17 protein-coding genes and 1 riboswitch are annotated in these 21,537 nt (G+C 45.9%); of the genes, 8 read left to right on the top strand and 9 right to left on the bottom strand.

Going from position 1 to position 21,537, the window contains the following annotated elements:
• The first annotated feature begins 187 nt into the window (after window positions 1–187).
• Window positions 188–1,969 (top strand): chloride channel protein, encoded by a 1,782-nt coding sequence (locus FCL48_RS23455; protein WP_136876303.1) that lies wholly within the window; start codon window positions 188–190, stop codon window positions 1,967–1,969.
• A 161-nt stretch (window positions 1,970–2,130) separates the two neighbouring features.
• On the opposite strand, the gene FCL48_RS23450 is transcribed toward FCL48_RS23455, so the two are convergent.
• Entirely contained in the window at window positions 2,131–2,538 is a 408-nt protein-coding gene (locus FCL48_RS23450; RefSeq protein ID WP_136876301.1) for a Fur family transcriptional regulator, read from the bottom strand.
• Window positions 2,539–2,814: 276 nt separating this feature from the next.
• On the opposite strand from FCL48_RS23450, the gene FCL48_RS23445 reads away from it, so the two are divergent.
• From FCL48_RS23445 to FCL48_RS23435, 3 genes are all read left to right on the top strand, one after another.
• Complete coding sequence (locus FCL48_RS23445) at window positions 2,815–3,840, top strand: TAXI family TRAP transporter solute-binding subunit (RefSeq protein WP_136876299.1); 1,026 nt, start codon at window positions 2,815–2,817, stop codon at window positions 3,838–3,840.
• Window positions 3,841–3,977: 137 nt separating this feature from the next.
• Entirely contained in the window at window positions 3,978–6,077 is a 2,100-nt protein-coding gene (locus tag FCL48_RS23440) for a TRAP transporter fused permease subunit (RefSeq protein WP_240744935.1), read from the top strand.
• 6 nt (window positions 6,078–6,083) lie between these two features.
• On the top strand, window positions 6,084–7,328 hold the full coding sequence (locus FCL48_RS23435; protein ID WP_136876295.1) for a lactate racemase domain-containing protein: 1,245 nt from the start codon (window positions 6,084–6,086) through the stop codon (window positions 7,326–7,328).
• A 65-nt stretch (window positions 7,329–7,393) separates the two neighbouring features.
• On the opposite strand, the gene trpB is transcribed toward FCL48_RS23435, so the two are convergent.
• From trpB to FCL48_RS23395, 8 genes are all read right to left on the bottom strand, one after another.
• Window positions 7,394–8,890 (bottom strand): tryptophan synthase subunit beta, encoded by a 1,497-nt coding sequence (gene trpB, locus FCL48_RS23430; RefSeq protein WP_136876294.1) that lies wholly within the window; start codon window positions 8,888–8,890, stop codon window positions 7,394–7,396.
• A 190-nt stretch (window positions 8,891–9,080) separates the two neighbouring features.
• Window positions 9,081–9,302 (bottom strand): FeoC-like transcriptional regulator, encoded by a 222-nt coding sequence (locus FCL48_RS23425; RefSeq protein ID WP_169309356.1) that lies wholly within the window; start codon window positions 9,300–9,302, stop codon window positions 9,081–9,083.
• A 21-nt stretch (window positions 9,303–9,323) separates the two neighbouring features.
• A complete protein-coding gene (gene feoB, locus FCL48_RS23420; protein WP_136876290.1) occupies window positions 9,324–11,648 on the bottom strand; it encodes a Fe(2+) transporter permease subunit FeoB in 2,325 nt (774 codons plus the stop codon).
• The gene (locus FCL48_RS23415) at window positions 11,648–11,881 is read right to left on the bottom strand and encodes a FeoA family protein (RefSeq protein ID WP_136876288.1); all 234 of its coding nucleotides are present in this window, start codon (window positions 11,879–11,881) and stop codon (window positions 11,648–11,650) included. The genes feoB and FCL48_RS23415 overlap by 1 nt, the downstream gene beginning before the upstream one ends.
• A 1-nt stretch (window position 11,882) precedes the next feature.
• Window positions 11,883–12,122, bottom strand: coding sequence for a FeoA family protein (locus tag FCL48_RS23410; RefSeq protein ID WP_136876286.1), 240 nt, complete (start codon window positions 12,120–12,122; stop codon window positions 11,883–11,885).
• A 326-nt stretch (window positions 12,123–12,448) separates the two neighbouring features.
• The gene (locus FCL48_RS23405; RefSeq protein ID WP_136876284.1) at window positions 12,449–13,729 is read right to left on the bottom strand and encodes an MFS transporter; all 1,281 of its coding nucleotides are present in this window, start codon (window positions 13,727–13,729) and stop codon (window positions 12,449–12,451) included.
• 454 nt (window positions 13,730–14,183) lie between these two features.
• Window positions 14,184–15,311, bottom strand: coding sequence for a hypothetical protein (locus FCL48_RS23400; RefSeq protein WP_136876282.1), 1,128 nt, complete (start codon window positions 15,309–15,311; stop codon window positions 14,184–14,186).
• A gap of 11 nt (window positions 15,312–15,322) precedes the next feature.
• Window positions 15,323–16,306 (bottom strand): hypothetical protein, encoded by a 984-nt coding sequence (locus FCL48_RS23395; protein WP_136876280.1) that lies wholly within the window; start codon window positions 16,304–16,306, stop codon window positions 15,323–15,325.
• 405 nt (window positions 16,307–16,711) lie between these two features.
• On the opposite strand from FCL48_RS23395, the gene FCL48_RS23390 reads away from it, so the two are divergent.
• From FCL48_RS23390 to FCL48_RS23375, 4 genes are all read left to right on the top strand, one after another.
• Window positions 16,712–18,181: a sigma-54 dependent transcriptional regulator gene (locus FCL48_RS23390; RefSeq protein WP_205747809.1), complete on the top strand. Its 1,470-nt coding sequence runs from the start codon at window positions 16,712–16,714 to the stop codon at window positions 18,179–18,181.
• A 506-nt stretch (window positions 18,182–18,687) separates the two neighbouring features.
• Window positions 18,688–18,761, top strand: a riboswitch (cyclic di-GMP riboswitch).
• 106 nt (window positions 18,762–18,867) lie between these two features.
• Window positions 18,868–19,503, top strand: coding sequence for a hypothetical protein (locus FCL48_RS23385; RefSeq protein ID WP_136876276.1), 636 nt, complete (start codon window positions 18,868–18,870; stop codon window positions 19,501–19,503).
• Window positions 19,504–19,576: 73 nt separating this feature from the next.
• Window positions 19,577–19,951, top strand: a complete 375-nt coding sequence (locus FCL48_RS23380) for a hypothetical protein (protein ID WP_136876274.1) — start codon at window positions 19,577–19,579, stop codon at window positions 19,949–19,951.
• A 724-nt stretch (window positions 19,952–20,675) separates the two neighbouring features.
• Window positions 20,676–21,461 (top strand): RecQ family ATP-dependent DNA helicase, encoded by a 786-nt coding sequence (locus FCL48_RS23375; RefSeq protein ID WP_136876272.1) that lies wholly within the window; start codon window positions 20,676–20,678, stop codon window positions 21,459–21,461.
• Window positions 21,462–21,537: the final 76 nt, after the last annotated feature.

Raw genomic sequence — 21,537 nt, 5'->3', positions numbered from 1 at the left:
CTTCCAGTATCTACTGTTTTTTTCACCAACATTCACAAAAACACCTTAAAGGGCTTTCATCATAGCCGGAGTGGTGTTATATAGACATCCTTGCGCCATTATTAGAGCTTAATTAACCCAAGTCTTTCATTTGCTATCCTGCCAGCCAGATCTAAATCTGGTGCTGTCCAATATATCCGTTGCTGCCATGAAAAAACACCTTCGCAGACTCCTGCCTGGAGACAACACACGTCTTCTTGCTGTAGCCACATTTATCGGCCTCATGTCCGGAATCCTCAACATCATATTCCGTATCACTGTCAAATTCATCGAGGAGTTTTTCTTTAAAGGTGGCAAGGAAGTTTTGCATATCAACGAAGGGGGGTGGTACCTCCTCCTGCTGCCGCTCATCCCAGTAGCCGGGATGATTCTTCTCATTCCTTTGTCTCTGCTTTTTCCCGGGGAAGTGAATGGATACGGCTTTACAAAATTTCTCCGCAAGGTGAATCTTGAAGGTGGATACATCCGCAGCCGTACGATATTCTTAAAGATTATCTCTACAGCCCTTACCATAGGCACAGGGAACTCAGCTGGAGTGGAAGGACCAATCGCTCAGATCGGGGGGGCAATGGGATCACAGGTTGGTCAGTTTTTCCGGGTTTCTGGAGACAGGATGAAACTCTATATTGCAGCCGGCTGTGCCGGAGGAATTGCGGGAATGTTCAATGCACCGATAGCGGGCATTTTTTTTGCAGCAGAAATAGTGCTGCTAGGCACCTATGAAATATCGTCATTTTCGGCACTGATTACGGCCTCGGCAATATCAACCGTCGTCACCCGCTCCTATTTCGGAGAAGCGAACATTTTTGTTATTCCTCAATACCACGTAGTTAATCACTTCATAGAGCTTCCACTCTACGCTCTACTTGCCGTAATTACTGGCTTTATTGCAGTTTTTCACATCAAGGTTTTTTACAGTGTTCGGGATTTTTATAAAAATCTGAAGATTCCAGCACAATTAAAACCGATCACCGGTGCCCTCATTGTCGGTACAATCGGTATAGTGTTCCCTCAGGTTATGGGGGATGGTTATCATTTTATCGAAGCGGTACTTTACGGGAGCGAGATGAACAAGCTGTTGATCTCCCTTGTCATTCTCAAAATATTTGCCACAGCAGTAACCCTGGGCTCCGGTGGTGCCGGAGGACTGTTTGCACCGGCCTTGTTTATCGGGACGATGATAGGCGGCAGTTTTGGCTCATTTGTGCATAGGCTGTTCCCGGATATGACTGCTGGCCCGGGTGCCTATGCGTCAGTTGGCATAGGTGCCTTCCTCGCTGCTTCAACCCATGCCCCGCTTACCGCTATTTTCCTGTTGTTTGAAATGACCGGAAACTATGAGATCATCGTTCCCGCGATGCTCGCCTCTATCATCGGTACGATTGTGGCCACTAAACTCGATGAAGATTCCATTGACACCGTCGATTTCAGCCGGGAGGGGATCAACATCCACGAAGGCCGTGAAGTTGCTATCATGAATTCACTTAAAGTCGGTCTGGCTATAACAGAAGATGTTAATTTTATAAGCGAAAAAGCTAACATCAATCAGTTACTGCAGACGTTCAGTGAATCCAAGAGCGGATTTTATTTCCCGGTCATCGACGAGTCAGGAAAAATGACGGGAATCGTCTCCATGACAGACGTCAAACAGATTATTCAACGTGATTCCAAGACCCGGGCAGAACAGACCGTAGGTTCAATTTGCCACCGTGACATCATCATGCTGACCCCCGACGACACCCTCTACAGAGCAATGCAATTGTTTGATATTAAAGGAATTGAAGAAATTCCTGTTGTTGAATCACTGGAAGAACCATGGGTGGTCGGCATGCTGAAACGACGCAGCGTTATCTCCGCATATAACCGCGAGGTGCTTAAAAAAGGAATCAGCGAGAAGGTGGGATCGATACGAGTCACCAGCCAGGTTTAATAACGCCGCTCTTGCTGAAATGAGGTCCTGGTAAAATACCTTCGTGAGGATAATAACAACAGAGATAAAAGACTCCATCCAGGCAAGCTTAAGTTGTGGAGTGGAAAATGTGAGTAGATGGGCAATTCTTGTACATTTGCAGGGGACTGACAATCGTCTTGTTAACTATTTTTCTCTTTTTCTACTTCTTTTTTCTGGCACGCATCGCAGATACCTACTATTTCCAGGCGATAACCAGTAACCGTATAACCGGCGACAGATGCCATGTTTTTGGTATCATCATCGGTTCTTTCTATATCAAGATTGTCTACCCGATGACAGACAACACAGTAGATGTGGTCATGCTCTTCCGGGTCGTAATCAAATCTTTTCTGACGTCCGCTAATCTCAAGCTTTCCTATAACGCCCGCTTCAGAGAGAATTTCCAGATTCCTGTACACTGTTGCAAGACTGATACGAGGCATTGCCTTCTTGACGATATCGTAGAGTTCGTCGGCAGTAAGATGCTGTTTTTTCTTCTGCAATTCTTGGAGTATGATCTCCCGCTGGTTTGTCATTCGAAGCTGCATCTCCACCCCTTATTTTAGCAAACACCCTCCTACACCTAAGAACAAATATTAACTGTAATTAATTATCAATAACAGGTCAAGAGGTTTTACCATTCAGGCCTGGCATCTAAAAGGTCGATGCAGTTTGTGGAGTTAACGGGTTCTGCTTTGACAGATTTGCCCTATTCTCAGTGGGCATATTTACTATTTTGTGGTCTTATCGTTGCACCATTAGTACAAGTATGTCATACTATTGCATCTTTAGCCCTTCACTAACATCATACATAAGGAGCGAAAATGAAATTCACCACACATCTCAAGCACATCGCTGCTGTTACCACTTTATGCATTGGTCTTTTTGCTGGAACACACCTCCAGGCAGCTGAGAGCAAAAGCTTTTTGCTGGCCACCGCCTCTACAGGTGGCACCTACTACCCTGTCGGGGTTGCCATCTCCACCCTCATAAAGGTAAAACTGCAGCCAACCATGCAGATTGGAATGTCCGCTATCAACTCTGCAGGATCAGGGGAAAACATCAAGCTCCTCCGTGAAAATGAAGCTCAATTTGCAATCCTGCAGGGACTCTACGGTTACTACGCGTGGAATGGCAAAGGCCCGCTCGCCCAGGATGGACCTCAAACGGAACTCCGCTCGGTGAGTATGCTCTGGCAGAATGTTGAACATTTCACCATTCTTTCCAGCAAGGCAAAGACCGGAACCATCAGTGATATGGTTGACCTCAAAGGAGAAAGAGTCTCTCTTGGCAAGAAAAATTCAGGAACCATCGGCTCCAACACAGTTATTCTCAGCAACCTCGGCGCCGATATCGAAAAAGATTACGACCTGATCTATGTTGGCTATGGTCCAAGTGCCGATGCCCTGCAAAACGGTCAGATTGCCGGAATGGGAACCCCAGCGGGTGTTCCTGCAAGTGCAGTCACAAGAGCTCTTGCCTCCATGGGCGACAAGGCAACTCTTCTTGGCTTTACAGCAGAGCAGGCTGAAAAAGCTGACGGTGGCCTCGGCCTCTGGACTCCTTATGAGATTCCAGCTGATGCATATCCAGGAATGACAAAGGCCATAACCACGATCGCCCAACCAAATTTTCTTGCCGTCCGCAGTGATATTGACGATGAGACTGTCTACCAGATTACCAAAACTCTATACGAAAACCTGCCATTTCTAAATGCCATCCACAAAGCAACCAAGGCGATGAGTGCAGAAAAAGCACTGGCAGGGTTACCAATCCCTCTGCACCCGGGTGCCCTCAGATATTTTCAGGAGATTGGCATGACTATCCCTGAAAAACTGATAGCCAAGTAAAGCAAAAGCAGTTGTGGAGTGTTGTTTGTAGCATCCCTGAATAATTCCCTTCGTGTCGTACTCTTTGTGCCTGTGGTTCGTCCACAGGCACACTGTAACATCTACTCAAATCCCCGCCCTGGAGAGATATTTTGGAAGTGGACAAGCTGTTTACCTCAGATAAATCTGATCTTTTGTCGAGAACCGTCTTTGTACTTGGGGTTGGAGTATCCTTACTCCACATCTATTTCAACCTTATTGCGGTGCTCCCAAGCCTATGGCAAAATGCCCTGCATTATTCAGGTTTTGCCCTGCTCTGCTGTCTCACTTATCCTATGGGCGGCCCTCGTAAAACAAAGAAATGGATGAGAGCCATTGATATCCTCCTTGGACTTACAGCGGCGTGTTCAGCCATCTATCTCATTGCCATGGAGGACGCAATCTATGCAAGAGGGGTGAAGCTTGCCCTGCCGGAATGGATTGCCGGAATAGCCCTGATCTTTACAGCACTGGAATTTACCAGAAGAACCACCGGCTGGATCATCCCTTTTCTCATACTGCTTGCGCTGACCTACGTTGGCTGGTGGGGCGGTATGCTCGAAGGGGTTTTCAAGTTCACAGGTCTTACCTATGAAACCATTCTCTTTCGCTCCGTCTACGGAGATGATGGTCTCTTTGGAAATATTGCCCGGATCTCTTCAACCTTTGTCTTCATGTTTATTCTGTTCGGGGCCTTTCTGCTCCGCTCCGGCGCAGGAGAATTTGTCATCAACCTGGCCCGGGCAGTGGCAGGGAAAACCGTTGGCGGTCCCGGCCTCGTTGCGGTTTTTGCCTCGGGCCTTACCGGAACAATTTCAGGCTCCGCCGTTGCAAATACTGCATCAACAGGTGTTATCACCATCCCGCTCATGAAAAAAGCGGGTTTCGACGCAAAATTTGCCGCAGGTGTTGAGTCCGCAGCATCAACCGGCGGTCAGCTTATGCCACCAATCATGGGGGCTGGAGCCTTTGTCATGGCAAGCTACACCCAGATTCCCTATACGACAATTGTGACAGTTTCCATACTCCCGGCAATCCTCTACTTTGCCTCCGTGGCCTTTTACGTGAGGATTGAAGCCAAGCGAAGTAATGTCATGATGGTGGACGACGAAGAAGTCAAGGTACTTGATGTCTTGAAACAGGGCGGTCTTCCCTTCCTGCTGCCTATCACGGCACTGATCGGAATGCTGATCTATGGTTTCACACCAACGTATGCTGCGGGAATCTCCATTCTCGCGGTCATTGTGGCCTCCTGGCTGACACCAAACAAGATGGGTATCACAGCAATCCTGGAAGCCCTTGCTCTTGGGGCGAAAAACATGGTTATGACCGGAATCCTGCTCTGTGCCGTAGGTCTGATCGTCAATGTCATTGCCACAACCGGAATCGGCAACACCTTCTCTTTAATGATTACCCACTGGGCCGACGGCAACCTGCTGATTGCTATGATTCTTATTGCCCTTGCTTCGCTGGTGCTGGGAATGGGGCTGCCGGTAACGGCTGCTTATATCGTCCTCGGAACACTCTCTGCCCCTGCTCTCTACAATCTTATCGTTGATGCCCAGCTGGTTCAGATTATTGCAGGCGGACTTCTTTCTGATGAGGCACGGGCGATTATGATGCTGGCCATCCCTGACAAGGCCGCCCTGCTTACCCAGGCCATGCCTGTGGACCAGGCAAAACTCATCCTTGATGCAATTCCACAGGATCTTTTAGGTACAGTGAGAGATATTGCCATTTCGCCCCATGCGGCAACCTTTGCTCTTCTCTCAGCCCACCTTATCATATTCTGGCTGAGCCAGGACAGCAACGTAACACCTCCAGTATGCCTTGCGGCCTTCACCGCAGCAGCTATTGCCAAGACCCCGCCGATGCTGACCGGTTTTTATTCATGGAAGCTGGCAAAAGGGCTGTATATTGTCCCACTTTTATTTGCCTACACCCCGATGCTTGGAGGAAGCTGGGCAGATGATCTCACCATCTTCTTTTTTGCATTCCTCGGCCTCTATGCCTTTGCAGGTGCCTTCCAGGGACATCTTGAGAATCGTCTTAACCCGCTTTTAAGAGTGGTCGCACTGGTCCTTGCTTTTTTCCTCATCGCGCCCTACTCTGTACCGGTTCATAGTGTTGCCGCAGTTGCTCTCTTTATTTTGTTTTTCTTCAACATCAAGCAGAAACCTGCACCACAGACACCACCTGCTCAACCAACAGCCTTATAAAAGAAGATGAGTCTACAGATCGAATACATCGGCTACGGCCGTGAAAAGCTCCCCCTGTTTCTCCCGGAACATGCGGAAAACCTTGCCGTCAAAGATCCAAAAAAAGTGATAACCCCAGCACTTTTTACGCGCAGGTTGAGTACCTTTTTAGACGGGCATCCTCTTGATCTTTCAAATCCTGTCATTGTAGTGGCGGATAAAACCAGGCTCTGCGGTTACCCGGAGTATCTGCCAATCCTCGTTCAGGAACTTGAATATCGGGGAATGGCCCCAGAGGCTCTGAAATTCATCATCGCCTACGGCACCCATCCCGCCCAAACAAGAGAGGAGTGCCTGGCTGCCTACGGGGATATCTATGACAGACACACCTTTATCCACCATGATGCCAGTGACCAAACAGCTTTTACAGAACGTGGGAAAACCACCAAAGGTACCCCCATACGTTTGAGAAAAGATCTGCTTAAGGCAAGCGCCATCATCACCATAGGTGCCGTCTGTCATCACTACTTTGCTGGCTACGGCGGGGGAAGAAAACTCATTTTTCCAGGATGCGGTGAAAAATATTCGATCTATGCAAACCACGGCCTCTTTCTTGATCGTAAACAACAGACCCTGTCACCGGGTTGTCAGCCCGGCAATATGCAGGATAATCCCCTGGCAGACGACCTTTTTGAGGTGGAAAAACATCTTCCAGCGCACCTCAGCATCCACGGACTTCTCGACTCCCATGGCGAGCTTTGTGACCTTCTCGTAGGTGCTGGCAGACAAACATTCACTGAAGCCTGCAGACTCCAGGGAGAAAGTTGCGAGACTTCTTCTCCTCAATTTGATGTCGTCGTGGCTTCCTGCGGAGGCTTTCCCAAAGACATAAATTTTATCCAGGCCCACAAGGCAATCCATAACAGCAGTATGTTTGTAAAAGACGGCGGCCTGCTTCTGGTCTATTGCGAGTGCAGGGATAAGATAGGCTCAGTCACCTTTTTACCCTGGTTTGAAAAGGGATCATTTGAGAACGCTTTCCAGCAGCTTGCTGACAACTACGAAGGAAACGGCGGAACCGCGCTTGCCATGATGACCAAGGCACAGCGGATCCGCATAGGCCTTGTCACCTCGATTTCAGGCGAAATCCTGAAAACCATGGGCGTTGAACGTTGGAACCACAACATGGTCTGCGACTATATATCAGCCGTCGATATATCGAAAACCATTGCCTGTATCGGCAATGCAAGTCTTCTTGTAAAAAAGGGATAAAAAAACCGCCGTGATCATTGCAGACCACGGCGGCAAAAAACAGAGCCTTATGTAATTTAAATAAATTACATACCGTAGAGCTTTCCGTATTGTTCCACCACAAAATCCACGTCCTTGTCGCCCCGACCCGAAAGGTTCACCAGAATCGTCTGATCTGTGCCAAGCTCCTTTGCAAGCTTCATCGCATAGGCCATGGCGTGGGCACTTTCAATGGCCGGAATGATGCCTTCAGTGCGGGACAACTCAAAAAACGCATCAATTGCCTCGGTATCACTTGCCGTCACATAGTTCACCCGGCCAATATCTTTTAAAAGGCTATGCTGCGGACCAACTCCTGGATAATCCAGCCCGCTGGCAACCGAGTAGACGGGTTGTGGCTCACCCTTTTCATCCTGCAGCAGATAGCACTTAAAACCATGGATCATCCCAGGGCTACCTTTACTCAAGGTTGCGGCATGATCACCCACATTAAACCCGCGCCCGGAAGGTTCTACCCCGTGCATCGCAACGTTCTCATCGTTTAAAAAGGCACTAAAAAGCCCAATGGCATTAGAGCCACCTCCAACGCAGGCAACAAGATTGTCCGGTAGTTTTCCATTACTCTCCTGGAACTGCGCCCTCGCCTCGTTGCCCACAACAGCCTGAAAGTCTCTGACCATCATTGGGAAAGGATGGGGGCCCACAACAGAACCTATTGCATACAACTGATTGACGGGATCCTCAAGATAGGCTTCAAAGGCCGCGTCAACTGCATCTTTTAAAGTCTTGGTGCCACGGTCAACAGGGATCACATTAGCCCCGAGAATCTTCATACGAACCACGTTGGGGTGCTCTTTAACAATATCAATCTCACCCATATAAATGTCACACTCAAGCCCCACGAGAACCGCCGCTGTGGCAAGGGCCACACCGTGCTGGCCTGCGCCCGTTTCCGCAATGATCTTTCTTTTGCCCATTTTCTTACAGAGTAGAGCCTCTCCAAGACAATGGTTAATTTTGTGTGCCCCGGTGTGATTCAGATCTTCTCTTTTGAGATAAATCTGCGCGCCACCAATTTTCTTTGACATATTTTTGAGATGAAAGATCGGGCTTGGGCGTCCAACAAAATCCCGGTACAACATGTTGAGCTCTTCATGAAAGCCAGGGTCCTTGGTGATCTCAAGATATGCATCTTTAATTTCAGTGAGGATATCCTCCAAAGCCGGGGGAATAAAACTACCACCGTACTCCCCGAAAAAACCTTTTTCATCCGGCATGGCGATATTTTTCATATCTGAGCTCATCGTTTTCTCTCCTTCATAAAGTGTTTGTAACAGCTTTCTGGTAACAGAACCTTCTTTCTTTAATATCTTAGAACCCCTGGTAATCTTACACAGACTTATCCTGTGACGCGCGGCGATCACCCGTTGCGGCTCACCCTGATACAGCTCTTTGAGCAGTCGCCAGCGCATGACAAGATCATTTAATTCCTGACCTGTCAGAAGTTCAGAGAGTAATTCATCCAACTCCGCGGTATCTGACAGGCTGGCAATTATCTGTATAAGTTCGTTTTTTGAGTTCATGGCTTATATGTTTCTATGGATAGAAACATATAAAAAACCCAGCAAAAAAATACAACGTAATTTTATGACAAAAAGGGGTTTCAGGACAGACGAGAAAAAGAAAAGTAAAAGCAAAGGGCAATACGCCACGACTGTATAGCCGAAGCATATTGCCCTTTTAAAGAGTGGCACTCAGACAAGACGGATAGACTCACCCCGTCCATTCATAGGTTTCGATAAGAGAAGGGTCGCATTTACAGCAGCCCTTCTGGCAACCAAGATTTCCCGCATGTTTTTTTGCCTTTCCCTTCGCCACCCAGACATCAAGCAAGGGCTTCACCGTCTCAACATCTACCCTAAAGTGCATCGCAACATCCTGAAGAGGGACAAGCCGATGTTCCCGCAGATAGTTTTTAAGTGTAATTAAATCCATATCAGTATCCATCCTTTTGGCTCATGCCCGGACTCTGTTGCCCACAGCAGCGAGTTTGTCACTTTTATTACTGAGTGCTTGCAGCACCATGATAACGCCTATAAAACCGAAGATATCTACACCTAGAACCAACATCGAATACCCTGGATGCTGCATAAAGTTGACGATTTGATAAAAACCGGTAGAGGCTACATAGGCAAGAAACGTTGTCCAAAAGCCGATAAATGCAGTCCAGGCAAGATTCGTCTCCCGGTACACTGCAGATATTGCAGCACTGCAGGGAAAATAAAGCAGAATAAAGAGCAGGTAGGCAAAGGCTGCACTCTTAGACCCAAACAGGTTCACCATCGATCCAAAAGTCGCCTCACTCACTTCCTGTCCCTCAGCCGCAGCACCTCTATCACTAATGTCACCCACCGAAAGTCCCAGCGGGTCAGTGATTGTTCCTGCAAGCTCCATGATATTTGCAGGTATGGTAAGAAAAGCACCCTTTATTCCAGCCACAAAACTAAAGCTCTCCTCCTCACTTTCGCCAGCTACCGCTTGGGCGTCCAGCCCCGTATACAGAGCATCAAGAGTTCCAACAACCGCTTCTTTTGCAAATATACCCGTAAAAATACCTACTGTTGCAGGCCAGTTCTCTTCGGTAACACCAAGGGGAGAAAGTACTGGAGTAATGGTCTTGCTGATTGAAGCAAGTGCTGAACTCTCGCTGTCTTCATTACCAAAACTCCCATCGGTTCCAAGAGAATTTAAAAACGAAAGTACAACAATAACCGGGATAAGAACTTTACCCGCTTTGAACAAAAATGCAGTCAGACGATCATAGGCTCGGTACAGTACCGACTTCATAGTTGGAAGATGATAAGGCGGCAACTCCATGACAAAAGGGGTAATTTCACCTTTGAGCAGGGTCTTCTTCAGAATCAGACCAGTCACTACCGCAAAGCCAATACCGATCAAATAGAGGAGAAATACAAGATTCTGGCCGCCAACAGGAAAAAAGGCTGCGGCAAAAAGAGCATAGACAGGCAGACGCGCACCACAGGACATAAAAGGATTCATCATGATGGTAAGCTTCCTGTCCCGGTCATTTTCCAGAGTTCTGGTTGCCATAATAGCTGGGACATTACAGCCAAAGCCAACCAGCATTGGGACAAAAGCTTTACCCGGCAAACCTATAAAGCGCATAAACCGATCCATAACAAAGGCCGCCCGCGCCATGTACCCTGAGTCTTCTAAAAAAGAGAGAAACAAAAACATAAACCCGATGGGTGGAATAAAAGTGGCCATGGTTTGAATACCACCACCAATACCTCCAGCCACAACGGCCACTAACCAATCAGGGGCTGCAAAATAGGCCATGAGGGCCGTCAAGCCATCAACAAAAATTGTCCCTGTCAGCTGGTCGAAAAAATCTATAAAGGCCCCGCCAAGATTGATGGTGAACATGAACATCAGATACATGGCAAGAAAAAATATGGGGATCCCCAAAAAACGACTCAGTACAATTTTATCGATCCTGTCTGAAAGATTGGCATTCACCTCCCCCATTCGTACAACAACCTTACCGACCAGCTCTGAAATAAAACCGTATCTGGCAGAGGCGATAATAATATCGGCCTCTTCATCTTCGCTCTTTTCAATCTCCTGCTGAAATATTTCGGCACGCCTGCAAAGAGAATCCCCTGCCATCTCAGCCACAATCTCATCACCTTCCAGCAGCTTAAGCCCCAGCCAGTCTGCATCGACATTGTTTTCTTTGGCCAAACCCAGCAAACTTTCAGCCAGCTCACGCCGTGGCCCCTCAATAATCGCGGGATACGTAACATTTGCAAGAGGTATCTTTGGCTCGGCAGCAAGGGCCACCACTTCCAATTTCAACTGTTCAACGCCCTTATTTTCAGCGGCAACCATCTCAATGACAGGGCAACCAAGGCGCTGAGCCAAACCCTCAACATCGATTTTGAGCTGACGCTCTTTAGCCATGTCCATCATATTCAGGACAACCAGCATAGGCACCCGCATTTCAAGTAACTGACTTGTGAGGTAGAGATTTCGCTCAAGATTGGAGGCGTCGACGATATCGACGATGAGGTCGGCCTCTCCGCTCAGGACAAAATCTCTTGCGACTTCTTCATCCAGAGAAGTGGCCGACAGGGAGTAGATACCCGGGGTATCAACGACATGCACTCTTTTATCCTGATAGGAGTAATATCCCTCTTTTCTATCAACAGTGACTCCCGGCCAGTTTCCTACCCGTTGCTTTGCACCAGTCAGACTATTAAACAGTGTTGTCTTGCCACAATTCGGGTTGCCGACAACCCCAATAGTAATCTCTTTCATTACACGATCTCCTCAACAATCAAGGCTCCGGCCTCCTGCTTGCGCAGACTGAGTTTATAATTCCGCACAACGATTTCAACCGGATCCCCCATCGGCGCGACCCGAGTGATCTTAAAATCTGTTCCTTTAATCAGGCCCATGGCTAAAAGTTTTTGCCGATATCCACTGCTGCCTTTGGTAAAACCCACAACCCTGCCTGACTCTCCTACCTGCAAATCCTCTAGTTTTTTCATGTTACTCACACCTGATTACATTTATTTTATGGGCCATCCCACCACCAAGAGCATAGCGACTCCCATCTCTTGCAATAAGAACAGCTCCTCTATCCTGTCTTTGCACAACCTCGATCTGATCCTCAACATGAATGCCCATGCTCAGCAGTCTTTCAGTCAGGTTTGCCCCACCACGGATACCGACTATCTTTACACGTTCACCCTCGGTTGCACAGGCAAGCGGAAAAGAACACTGTGGCATTTTGTCTCTCTGATCTCTGTAATGACAACGCATACATCACCTTTATAAATGAGGAGGATTTCCACCCCGAAAAATTCAGACCATAAATAACGAAGAGAGCCTGAATTAGCTAACCCGTTATTTTTTAGTTAACCCTAATTTAGGCCAGATATACCTTAGCTGAATTCGGCTGTCAATATATTTTTAGACAACGCTAACTTTTATAGATCAGACCAACACCATCATTGCTACAACAGAGAAAATCAGACGAACAGAAAGAAAAATACGAGGGGCTTTATAGTGGTAGACCACGATAAAGGTTTTATTGCAGAGCAGAAAAGAGAAAGTCAGACTGTAGTAGATTGTGGCGTGTCATGTACCTGGGTGAGAAAGAAAGCACCAATAACAAAAAGAAAAAGCAGACTTAAAACGCCCCAACGGCTATGTCCTGTTAATCCGCCGACAAGACCCATAAGAAAGGGGCCGGTAATTGCCGCAAATTTACCGAACACATTATAAAAACCAAAAAATTCAGAGCTTTTTTCTGGTGGGATGAGTCTGCCATAAAAACTTCTGCTGAGGGCTTGAATCCCACCCATGGCGGAAGCCACCAGAAAGGAAACAAGCCAAAAGGCATATATCCGCAGATCAGGGGCCTCAATGGATGGAAGAAAAAAGGCCAGCAGGGTAATCACAACATATATTCCGATGCCGACAAAGAGCATTGTTTTGGTTGTAAAAACCGCGGCAAGTCTGCCAAAAACAAGGGTGAACGGAAAGGCGACTATCTGTATAAAAAGAATCACAGCAATAAGGGTTGTGATACTAAAACCGAGATCACGGCCATAGGCGGTAGACATGGAAATAATGGTTCCAACACCGTCAATGTAGAAAAAATAAGCAGCAAGAAAAAGAAAGGGTTGCTTATGCTTTTTTATCTCCAGCATCGTTTCATACAGCCGTTTAAAACTGTCTGCCACAGGGCGTGCTGAAGGTTCAATATAGTGACGCTGTTTGAGGTGTTTTATGGCAGGTAAAGAAAGCGCCCCCCACCAGAGAGCAACGACAATAAAACCCAATTTTGTTGCCTCTATCGGCAGGCCATCTGCAATGCCTGCACTATAGAGGATTGCAATGATGATGGCAAAAGGCACAACGCTGCCTATATAGCCAAACCCATAGCCTTTGGCGGAGATGGAGTCCATTCGTTCTCTGCTGGTGACATCTATGATAAAAGCGTCATAAAGCACATTCGCTCCAGCCCAGCCTATCCGGGCAAAAACGAAGAGAATAAGACAGAGCAACCATTGCCCCTGTTGGATAAAGCTAAGAGAAAGGGTGAATATTAAGCCGAGACAAAGGAGGGCGACGAAGAAGTATTTTTTCCTCATTTTGTAGTCTGCCATCGCTCCTAAAAGCGGCGAAAGCAGCGCAAGAACAAGGGATGCTGCAGAATTGGCAAAACCCCAGTGGGCGGTTGAGATAGCACCTGAAAGATGAGATGCAGCAAAGTCTTTATAAAAAATGGGCATTAATGCCGTTACCATCACCAATACAAAAACGGAATTACCAACATCGTAGAGTATCCAGCTCCGTTCTTCTGTACTGAGTTTTCCTGAGCGCTCCATACGTTATTCCCTTTATCCCGCATTTCTCATGAGCATTTTGATTACAAACTCAACGACATGATCTCATATTTAAAAATTGACTATCGCAGAAAACAGTGTGTTTTTCGTTTCACATCAAAAGTTCACCCTTCGGGTCAATAGATTTTTCCGCAGGTGCAGCGTTACAAGCCACTTGGGGAAATGTACTACCGGTGTCTACGCTTACCTGCTTCATGGCTTGTGTCTTGAGCTGCGACAATCTTTATTGATGAGAAAGCCGGGTTAGTATTCATCGGCAACTGATTGTATCAGGAATTATTATAGATAAACTGTCTGGATATCAACTCAAAACGAAAATCGACGATTCTTTCGTCCACACCCACAAGACTGTTGTAATCTTGTGGGTGTAATTCAACAGAAACTTTCTATGGGATACTTTACCCAAGATTCCCCCACCTCTTTGTTATCCGTCATGCTACATGACGACATTTTTTTGATGGCTTATTCTGTTTATTTTCACATAGTCCTTTCCATTGTCGCGGATGAACCATCCTTTGTTTTTTGAGTAATCTTCGCGGAAGACTTTAAAGTCAGCCCAGTCAAGGAAGATTTGATTTTGGGACTCACAGAAGCTATCGACACTGACAACCTCAAATTTCTCCTTTTTGATTTTAAAGCCAAAGAGTGTCGGCGATTTTTCGTAACGTTCCCCAAAACGTATGTTCTGAACGAAGGCAAAGGTAGATTTTGTCCGTGAGAGCACCATTTGTCGTGGAGTATAGTTTTCCTTTATGGCTGCTGCCGTTTCCTGAAGCATCTTCTCCATGGAAGAATCATTGGTGCCTGTCAGGGAATAGCCGGGCAGGGTTGGTTGCCAGTAATCCCGAAATCCGACGTAGGTTTTAAGCAGGTGCTCATTACAGTTTTGGCTCGATTCGTCAACAAAGTCCGAGAGAAGATTGTATTCGGCGTTATGAAACACAGGGAACGCACCGTTACTGATTATCTGGTCGGTCACATATTTTGCCTGGCCGTTTTCATCAAGCTGCTGCTTACCGGAGGAATCTGTCAGGTATCTTTTTCTTGGCTCAATTTGAAGCTGACCGTTTGCCCGCAGCAGGTTCCAGAGCTTCAGCTGAATTTTCTTTTGCGGCAGAAAGACAATGGCATCCTTTTCAAAGGAACCGATAAAGAAATGCGGAAGGGTCCAGGCCCGCAGCTCACTGAGATCATAGTCTTTTCCATTAACAGTTTTAGCACCTTTCATACGTACGAGATTAAAGGTTATGTAGCTTGAATTTTTGCCAAATCCGTTTCTTACAACAAAGCCGCAGTGGGCCATTCCCGAAAGGTCCAGATTGTCAACGTCGGACACTCCGGTTTCAGGGTCTCCAGCACCCCTTCGTGCAATAATCCCAACATAGGCATCATTTTCTCTGAGATAATCTTCGACCTCGCTGATGAGCAGGTTGGTGCGCTGCATATTCTCTTTTCCATTATCATCGGTGGATGATTGTTCGCTGAAGCCTTTTGCAAAGGCCGGGTCAATAATCATAAAGAAAAGAACGATGGTCATCGTTACAATCTGGTTCAATGTTTTCATGGCAGACCTCATTATTTGATTTTAGCTGTGGTTTCGGAAACGGTTTCAGTCAGAGAATCAAGGGAGGTGACGACGAGGCCAGAGCCTGTGTTAATGACAACAACAATCGCGTCACTTGCTCCCTGTATTGAATGTGTAACCGTTGTTACTGTGGTGTTGGCTGCTCTCACGCTGAGATCTTTTGCATATTTTGCACTGTCTATCCCAAGACTTTTCAGGTGTGTTGCTGTCTCCACAGTGAAGGTGTAGGTCTTTTTCCCACCCTGTATTGTCGCCTTTACGGCATCAAGGCTTGCTTCCTGTAACATCTGGTTTGCTTCCGCTGCGGTCATGAGGACATATCGTTCCACTATCTGGGCAGACTCAATGCATTCGGCGGCAATCTTTAATGAACTGTTAATAAAGGCTTCGGCAGTCTCCTCACTCATCTGAATTCCTGCTTTTCCCGCATTTTTCACAAGCACGGCACTGTCTGCACTCATTTCAACACCAGCGGCTCCAAGGGCCATGGCAAGTTCAGCGGTTTCTCCACTCAACCTTCCACTTGCAGCAGCAATGTTCACGGCCTGGGAGAGAAACATTTCAGCCGTATCAGTTGAAATATAGATTCCTGCAAGAGCTGCAGTTGCAACAAAGGTGGCGGAATCGGCAGAAAAGTCAACTCCTGCACGGGTCAGATCAGCACTGAGCTGGCCTGTTGAAATGATGCCGTCGGTCAGAACATCTGCCGAAAAGACCATGGCATCACCTGATACTTCAGCTGCATCGAGAATAGTTGAAGCGATTGGTTTGCCGAGGGTTAATACAGCATCTGCACTGAGATACACACTGGCTCCGGAGAGGCATGCCGCAGCTGAGCTGAGCATAAGAGCAGAGCCGGACATATCTGCGCTTGCGTCTCCGCTGGCATTTCCAATATTTCCTGCAAAGCAAGGAGGGGCGCAAAGTAGAAGTGCTGCAACAATGACTGCACGAAGAGTTTTTAGAAATTTCATAATGTTCTCCTTTCCTGTTTTAGAATGATTTCTTCATTGGGTATCAGCTTATTCTTGTTGTTTGGCTGATTACCGTCTTCTAAAGCAGGGGCCGTGCCATATCATTTATTTTATTTTATATGTATTAATATCAGAACATTACAAATATGAGGCCAGAGCACTCACCTAAGACATTTCCACAAATGCACATTTTATGTATACTAAATGTACATTTAATGATTAACAATTGAGACAAAACTCGTGCAATAATGGATTAAGCAAGATAGTGAGAAAACAGTTCGTGCAACACAACAAAGTTTAACTATTTATTTTTACGTTATATATTTTCTTTTCTTATCCATTTTGAAATTTTCACTTGAGCAGTTTTACTCTTCAAAACTGTACATTTTATGAATGAGGTGGCTTGTGCTTATCGAAGAAAGAGAATTTTTTAGAAAAATAAAAGAGGCGGCGTTTGCAAATCCCTTCGGCCTTGAACGAGAACTCGTTGATCTGGAAATATCAGGATTGGAGCAGACAAGTGGCAATGAGGCGATTCTTGAAAAACTGATGACGGAAGTTGAGAAAAGAATAGACGGATTTAAGGGTAAGAGTAAGGCGCTCAACAGTGACGACCGGATACTATTTCGATATGGGGTATTGTTTTACGCCTTCCATCTTTTTTGTAATGCCTATGATGACCATATCACCCAGCAGATACAAAACGGAGACCAACCCATCGAGGTAAAATTTGCAAGGGACCTGATTGGTTTACTGGTGGAGTATGAATTCTCTCAAGCTGAAGCCTTAAAATATCTGAGCTTTTTCTTCCAACTGAGAAGGGGCTTTTACTTTATCAGTGGAATTATTGGCAAAAGTCCCTCCGTAAAAGCGCTCAGACAGGCCCTATGGAATAATATTTTCACATACGATGTGAGCCTTTATGAACATTTTTTGTGGAATAGAATGGAGGATTTTTCCACAATAATCCTGGGTAAAACAGGGACAGGTAAAGGGATGGCAGCAGCGGCAATTGGCCGTTCGGGTCACATACCTTTTAATGAGAAAACAGGCTGTTTCAGCGACAGTTTTGCACGGACGTTTTTGTCCATCAACCTTTCCCAGTATTCTGAGCATCTTATTGAATCGGAGCTTTTTGGACACAGCAAAGGAGCCTTTACCGGTGCCATAGGAAATCATCGTGGCGTTTTTTCCAGGTGCAGTCCCCATGGAGCCATTTTTCTCGATGAAATCGGAGAAATTTCAACAACCGTACAGATAAAACTCCTCAAAGTCATTCAGGAAAGGGTTTTCAGCCAGGTTGGCAGCCACGAAACGGAAAAATTTCAGGGAAGAGTTATAGCGGCCACCAATCAACCTCTGCAGAAGCTACGGCAAGAAGGAAAGTTCAGGGACGATTTTTATTATCGCCTCTGTTCGGACACTATTGAACTCCCCTCTTTGAAACAGCGACTCGATGAATATCCCGGAGAAATGAAGGAAATTCTTACGGCCATGCTACAGCGTATTCTCGGCTTTCGTTCAAAATCCCTTGCCCGAGAACTCACCGATCAGATCAGGAAAAATGTCCCTGCAGGCTACCAATGGCCGGGCAATATACGGGAATTGGAACAGTGCGTCAGGCAGATGCTGCTTAAGCGCACCTATACATGGGAACAAAGTAAAGAAACTCAAGGAAAACTCAGTGACTTTCAACAACATGTCATGGAAGGAAAATATTCGGCCACTCAACTGCTTTCCATATACTGCTTCCATCTCTATCAGATCCACGGTACCTACGAAAAAGTGGCGCAGACAACAAAACTCGACCGCAGAACCGTCAAAAAGCATATCGATCTGGCCGAGCAGCTAGAATCCGGAGCTATGCTTTCTTGAGCTGTACTGCCCAACTCCTGAAAGCTTCAAGTTGCTCAAACTTCCTGGCGGTTGGAAAATTTTATTTCAATAGTTTCTCGGGCCAATAAAAAAGTCGCAGAGCTACAACCCTTTGACATAATTACCGCTTGAGATCAACAACATGGCGTGACACTCCCATCAGGGACGCTTGTTTAAGTCAGGATATAATGAAAAAATGTTGCCTATATAACATACATTTATCTTGGCTTTGTATAACTGGCTTCCATGAGGATTGTCGTCCTAGCAGGAAAGCAGCATAGCTCTCCCGTTTTTTTAACTTTCCCTGGAACAACCTTCTACATCTTGTACAAAAAAAATAGATTTATTTTTGATTTGCATATTTTTATTAAACATGAATGTTTCTGGCTTGTTAAAAACTGCGCTATTCTAAGTTATCCTACAATTAAACCATGTACTACCCAGTAGTGTTGACTTTCCTTTTAAGATTATCATATATTTTATATATAAAGATCAATTTATTTTATACAAGACAAAGCCAACCCTGCCGAAAGACAGGTACGGAAAGCAACGGGTCTCAACAGATAGCCGAGCTGCCTTGAGAAAAGGTAGTTCGGCTCTTTGTTTTTTGCAGAGGTCATATACATGAGTAGAAGAGCAAACCAATCAAATATGCAGTCGCTGTTGGTCTTATTGATAGTATTTTTGTGTTAGGTCTTAAAACCTTTGCGAAAAGATTTAAGTTGGGTCGTACTTTTCTGGATCAAAAAAGAGGTACTGCAACCCGGTTGTTAAATTGTCAGGCCATTGAACACAAAACATTCAAACAGGAGATTGGCATGGTACTGAAAAAGAAGAAAAAACAAGATGATCACGAAGTTCTATCGTCTGAAGTGAAGGAGACGAGTACTCAGGTACCTGAGGATGGCCCACAGTCCTCCGATAATACAACTGATCTCGATATTTCGGTTGCAGCCAAAGCAGCAGCAGCACCGGTTCTATCATCTGCTGACCTCATCAAAATGATGGCTGAAGCAGAAACAGCGAGAGTCGAAAGTTTCGAGACGGACACGGAAAGTACGACCTCCGAAGAAGTTGAATTGCCAGGCGGAAACCTTTGTGATGAGGAGGGTGTTGATGCTCCGGAAATATTAGAAAGCAAGGCTGAGCAACAAGATTACAACCCCCCTGGCTTCTATGGACAGCCTGCAGACTTACATTTTGCCGATCGCGGAACAGGTGAACCTCTGGCGACAGAGAACATCGATCCTTTTGACGTGCTGATGGGGGCATCTGAACCGCCGCCTTGGCCGTTTGACGGGGGAAAAATCCCCGAAAATTGAGCGATATCTCGCTCGCAGGTTGAGTTGGAAGGGAAACAGGAAATGGAAAACTCAAACAAAAGGAGGTGTAATCATGGCATTTTGGCCTAGTGGGATCGCTACACCACACGAACTTCGTACGAGAGACCATTACAATCGTGACTTGGTATTCCTGTCAGGATATCCGGTTTTCGACTTCCGTGGATCCGGTGGATCTTGGAAGCATGATGAATTGTATGTGGTGGCCGGGCCAGCCTGGCGTAATCTCATCGACGTAACTCCAGTTGTCTCGCTTGCGTCCATCAGCAACTCAAATCACGCTGTCAATGCAGGATGGGCTGTTGATGGGGTACGTTGGGAAACTTACAACAGCCAAATTCTTCTGCGGATACCGCTGGCAATCCGCGATAGCGACGGCTATATCCACCGTGTCGCTTATCAGATCACAGCAGTTGGCAATATCCTGTAATTTTTACTATTACGTTCCTCTCCGGTTGGACTTGGCATGCTGCTGGGTTCAGCCGGATCGGGCGGTCGTCTCAGAAGGTAAGGGAATCCAGTGGGTAGTGACGAGAAAGGTATAAAAAATAGTCACTCTGCTCCCCGAATTGTGCCATTCTGAGCCTTTGTTTTTTTTGTGTCAGGCGTTATCATTTCTAATTCTTCGTCGGATATTTTTGCCCTTCCCCGATATGATCAAATCTGTTTTCTCACGCATGAGCAATGTTTGTCCAACAAGACATCTGGCTCCACATTAAACTCATCAGCTGTGGTCGTAAAATTGTCAAGAGTAGGGCAAATCTTTGCTTGACTCACCCATGGAAAAAAGCCAAATATCAATCTTCCAAAGCTACGATTTCTCCTAGAGATTTTTACCAAAGTATTCATAAAAGATTTTTGAGGATTTCAGGCTGAGAAACAATCGAAACCGCATAATCCACCCCGAACTGCACTTGTCCGTAATTTTGTCTACCTTCCCTAAAAACCAAGTTGGGCCAGAATAATATACCGTCATTATAGAATAAACTGGGTTCTAAAGTTCACTCTTGACTTTTATTGAGTTGAGAGCCAAACATAAAAATTATACAGACCAGCACGTCTAGAATTTTCGGTTGTCTGGTATCATGTGATGGAAACGCGTCTCTTATAGAAAAAAGCGAAAAAATTTTGAAAGAGAAAGAAACAATAAAGCCATGGCAATTCAACAAACGAAAGATCAAATAGACAAAATCGATATCTACCAAACGCTCAAAAGTCATTTTGGATTTGATTCTTTTCGTTCTGGCCAGGAAGAAGTTATAACCACACTGCTTGGTGGTGAGAGTGCCGCCGCCATCTTTCCCACAGGTTCAGGTAAAAGTCTTTGCTATCAACTGCCCGCCTTACTGTTACCAGGGTTGACCCTTGTGATCTCGCCATTAATTGCCCTTATGAAAGACCAAATTGACAGCTTAAAGAAACAGGGCATAGCTGCTGAACGTCTTGACTCCAGCCTGGATGAGGAGAATTACCGCAATGCGATTAACAATATTCGTTCAGGGCAGCTTAAAATTCTGTTTGTTGCTCCCGAGCGCATGTCAAACGAACGGTTCTTAAGTATCATTAAAGGCCAGCAACTCAGTTTATTGGCGGTGGATGAAGCCCATTGCATTTCTGCATGGGGACATAATTTTCGGCCTGACTATTTAAAACTTGCCCGGGTAGCAAAAGAGCTCTGCGTGGAGCGCGTGCTTGCCCTGACAGCAACAGCGACGCCTCAAGTTTCTGCTGATATGGCTGAAGCTTTTGATATAAAAAAGAAGAATGTGATCAACACAGGCTTCTACAGGCCAAACCTGGAAATGCGTGTTACTGCATGCAGCAATAATGAAAAACCTGCACTGCTTATCAACAGGTTGCGTAAAAGATTATCCGGACCAGCAATCATATATCCTGAGTTCCCGGAATTGTGTAACGATGAAAATACAGTAACCCTATAATAATGTGTTAAATAATACGATTTTCCTTGCATAAAACATCGTTACAATATATATTATTGTAACGAGAAAAAGGAGG

It is taken from the genome of Desulforhopalus sp. IMCC35007, assembly GCF_005116575.1.
Classification (GTDB): Bacteria; Desulfobacterota; Desulfobulbia; order Desulfobulbales; family Desulfocapsaceae; genus Desulforhopalus_A.
Note: the sequence above shows the minus strand (reverse complement) of the source record. Positions and strands in the feature narration are given on the sequence as shown.

Excerpts from the sequence above, each read along its gene's own strand:
- FCL48_RS23455 (WP_136876303.1), top strand. The coding sequence starts at position 188 with ATGAAAAAACACCTTCGCAGACTCCTGCCTGGAGACAACACACGTCTT.
- FCL48_RS23450 (WP_136876301.1), bottom strand. The coding sequence starts at position 2,538 with ATGCAGCTTCGAATGACAAACCAGCGGGAGATCATACTCCAAGAATTG.
- FCL48_RS23445 (WP_136876299.1), top strand. The coding sequence starts at position 2,815 with ATGAAATTCACCACACATCTCAAGCACATCGCTGCTGTTACCACTTTA.
- FCL48_RS23435 (WP_136876295.1), top strand. The coding sequence starts at position 6,084 with ATGAGTCTACAGATCGAATACATCGGCTACGGCCGTGAAAAGCTCCCC.
- trpB (WP_136876294.1), bottom strand. The coding sequence starts at position 8,890 with ATGAACTCAAAAAACGAACTTATACAGATAATTGCCAGCCTGTCAGAT.
- FCL48_RS23425 (WP_169309356.1), bottom strand. The coding sequence starts at position 9,302 with ATGGATTTAATTACACTTAAAAACTATCTGCGGGAACATCGGCTTGTC.
- feoB (WP_136876290.1), bottom strand. The coding sequence starts at position 11,648 with ATGAAAGAGATTACTATTGGGGTTGTCGGCAACCCGAATTGTGGCAAG.
- FCL48_RS23415 (WP_136876288.1), bottom strand. The coding sequence starts at position 11,881 with ATGAAAAAACTAGAGGATTTGCAGGTAGGAGAGTCAGGCAGGGTTGTG.
- FCL48_RS23410 (WP_136876286.1), bottom strand. The coding sequence starts at position 12,122 with ATGCCACAGTGTTCTTTTCCGCTTGCCTGTGCAACCGAGGGTGAACGT.
- FCL48_RS23405 (WP_136876284.1), bottom strand. The coding sequence starts at position 13,729 with ATGGAGCGCTCAGGAAAACTCAGTACAGAAGAACGGAGCTGGATACTC.
- FCL48_RS23400 (WP_136876282.1), bottom strand. The coding sequence starts at position 15,311 with ATGAAAACATTGAACCAGATTGTAACGATGACCATCGTTCTTTTCTTT.
- FCL48_RS23395 (WP_136876280.1), bottom strand. The coding sequence starts at position 16,306 with ATGAAATTTCTAAAAACTCTTCGTGCAGTCATTGTTGCAGCACTTCTA.
- FCL48_RS23380 (WP_136876274.1), top strand. The coding sequence starts at position 19,577 with ATGGCATTTTGGCCTAGTGGGATCGCTACACCACACGAACTTCGTACG.
- FCL48_RS23375 (WP_136876272.1), top strand. The coding sequence starts at position 20,676 with ATGGCAATTCAACAAACGAAAGATCAAATAGACAAAATCGATATCTAC.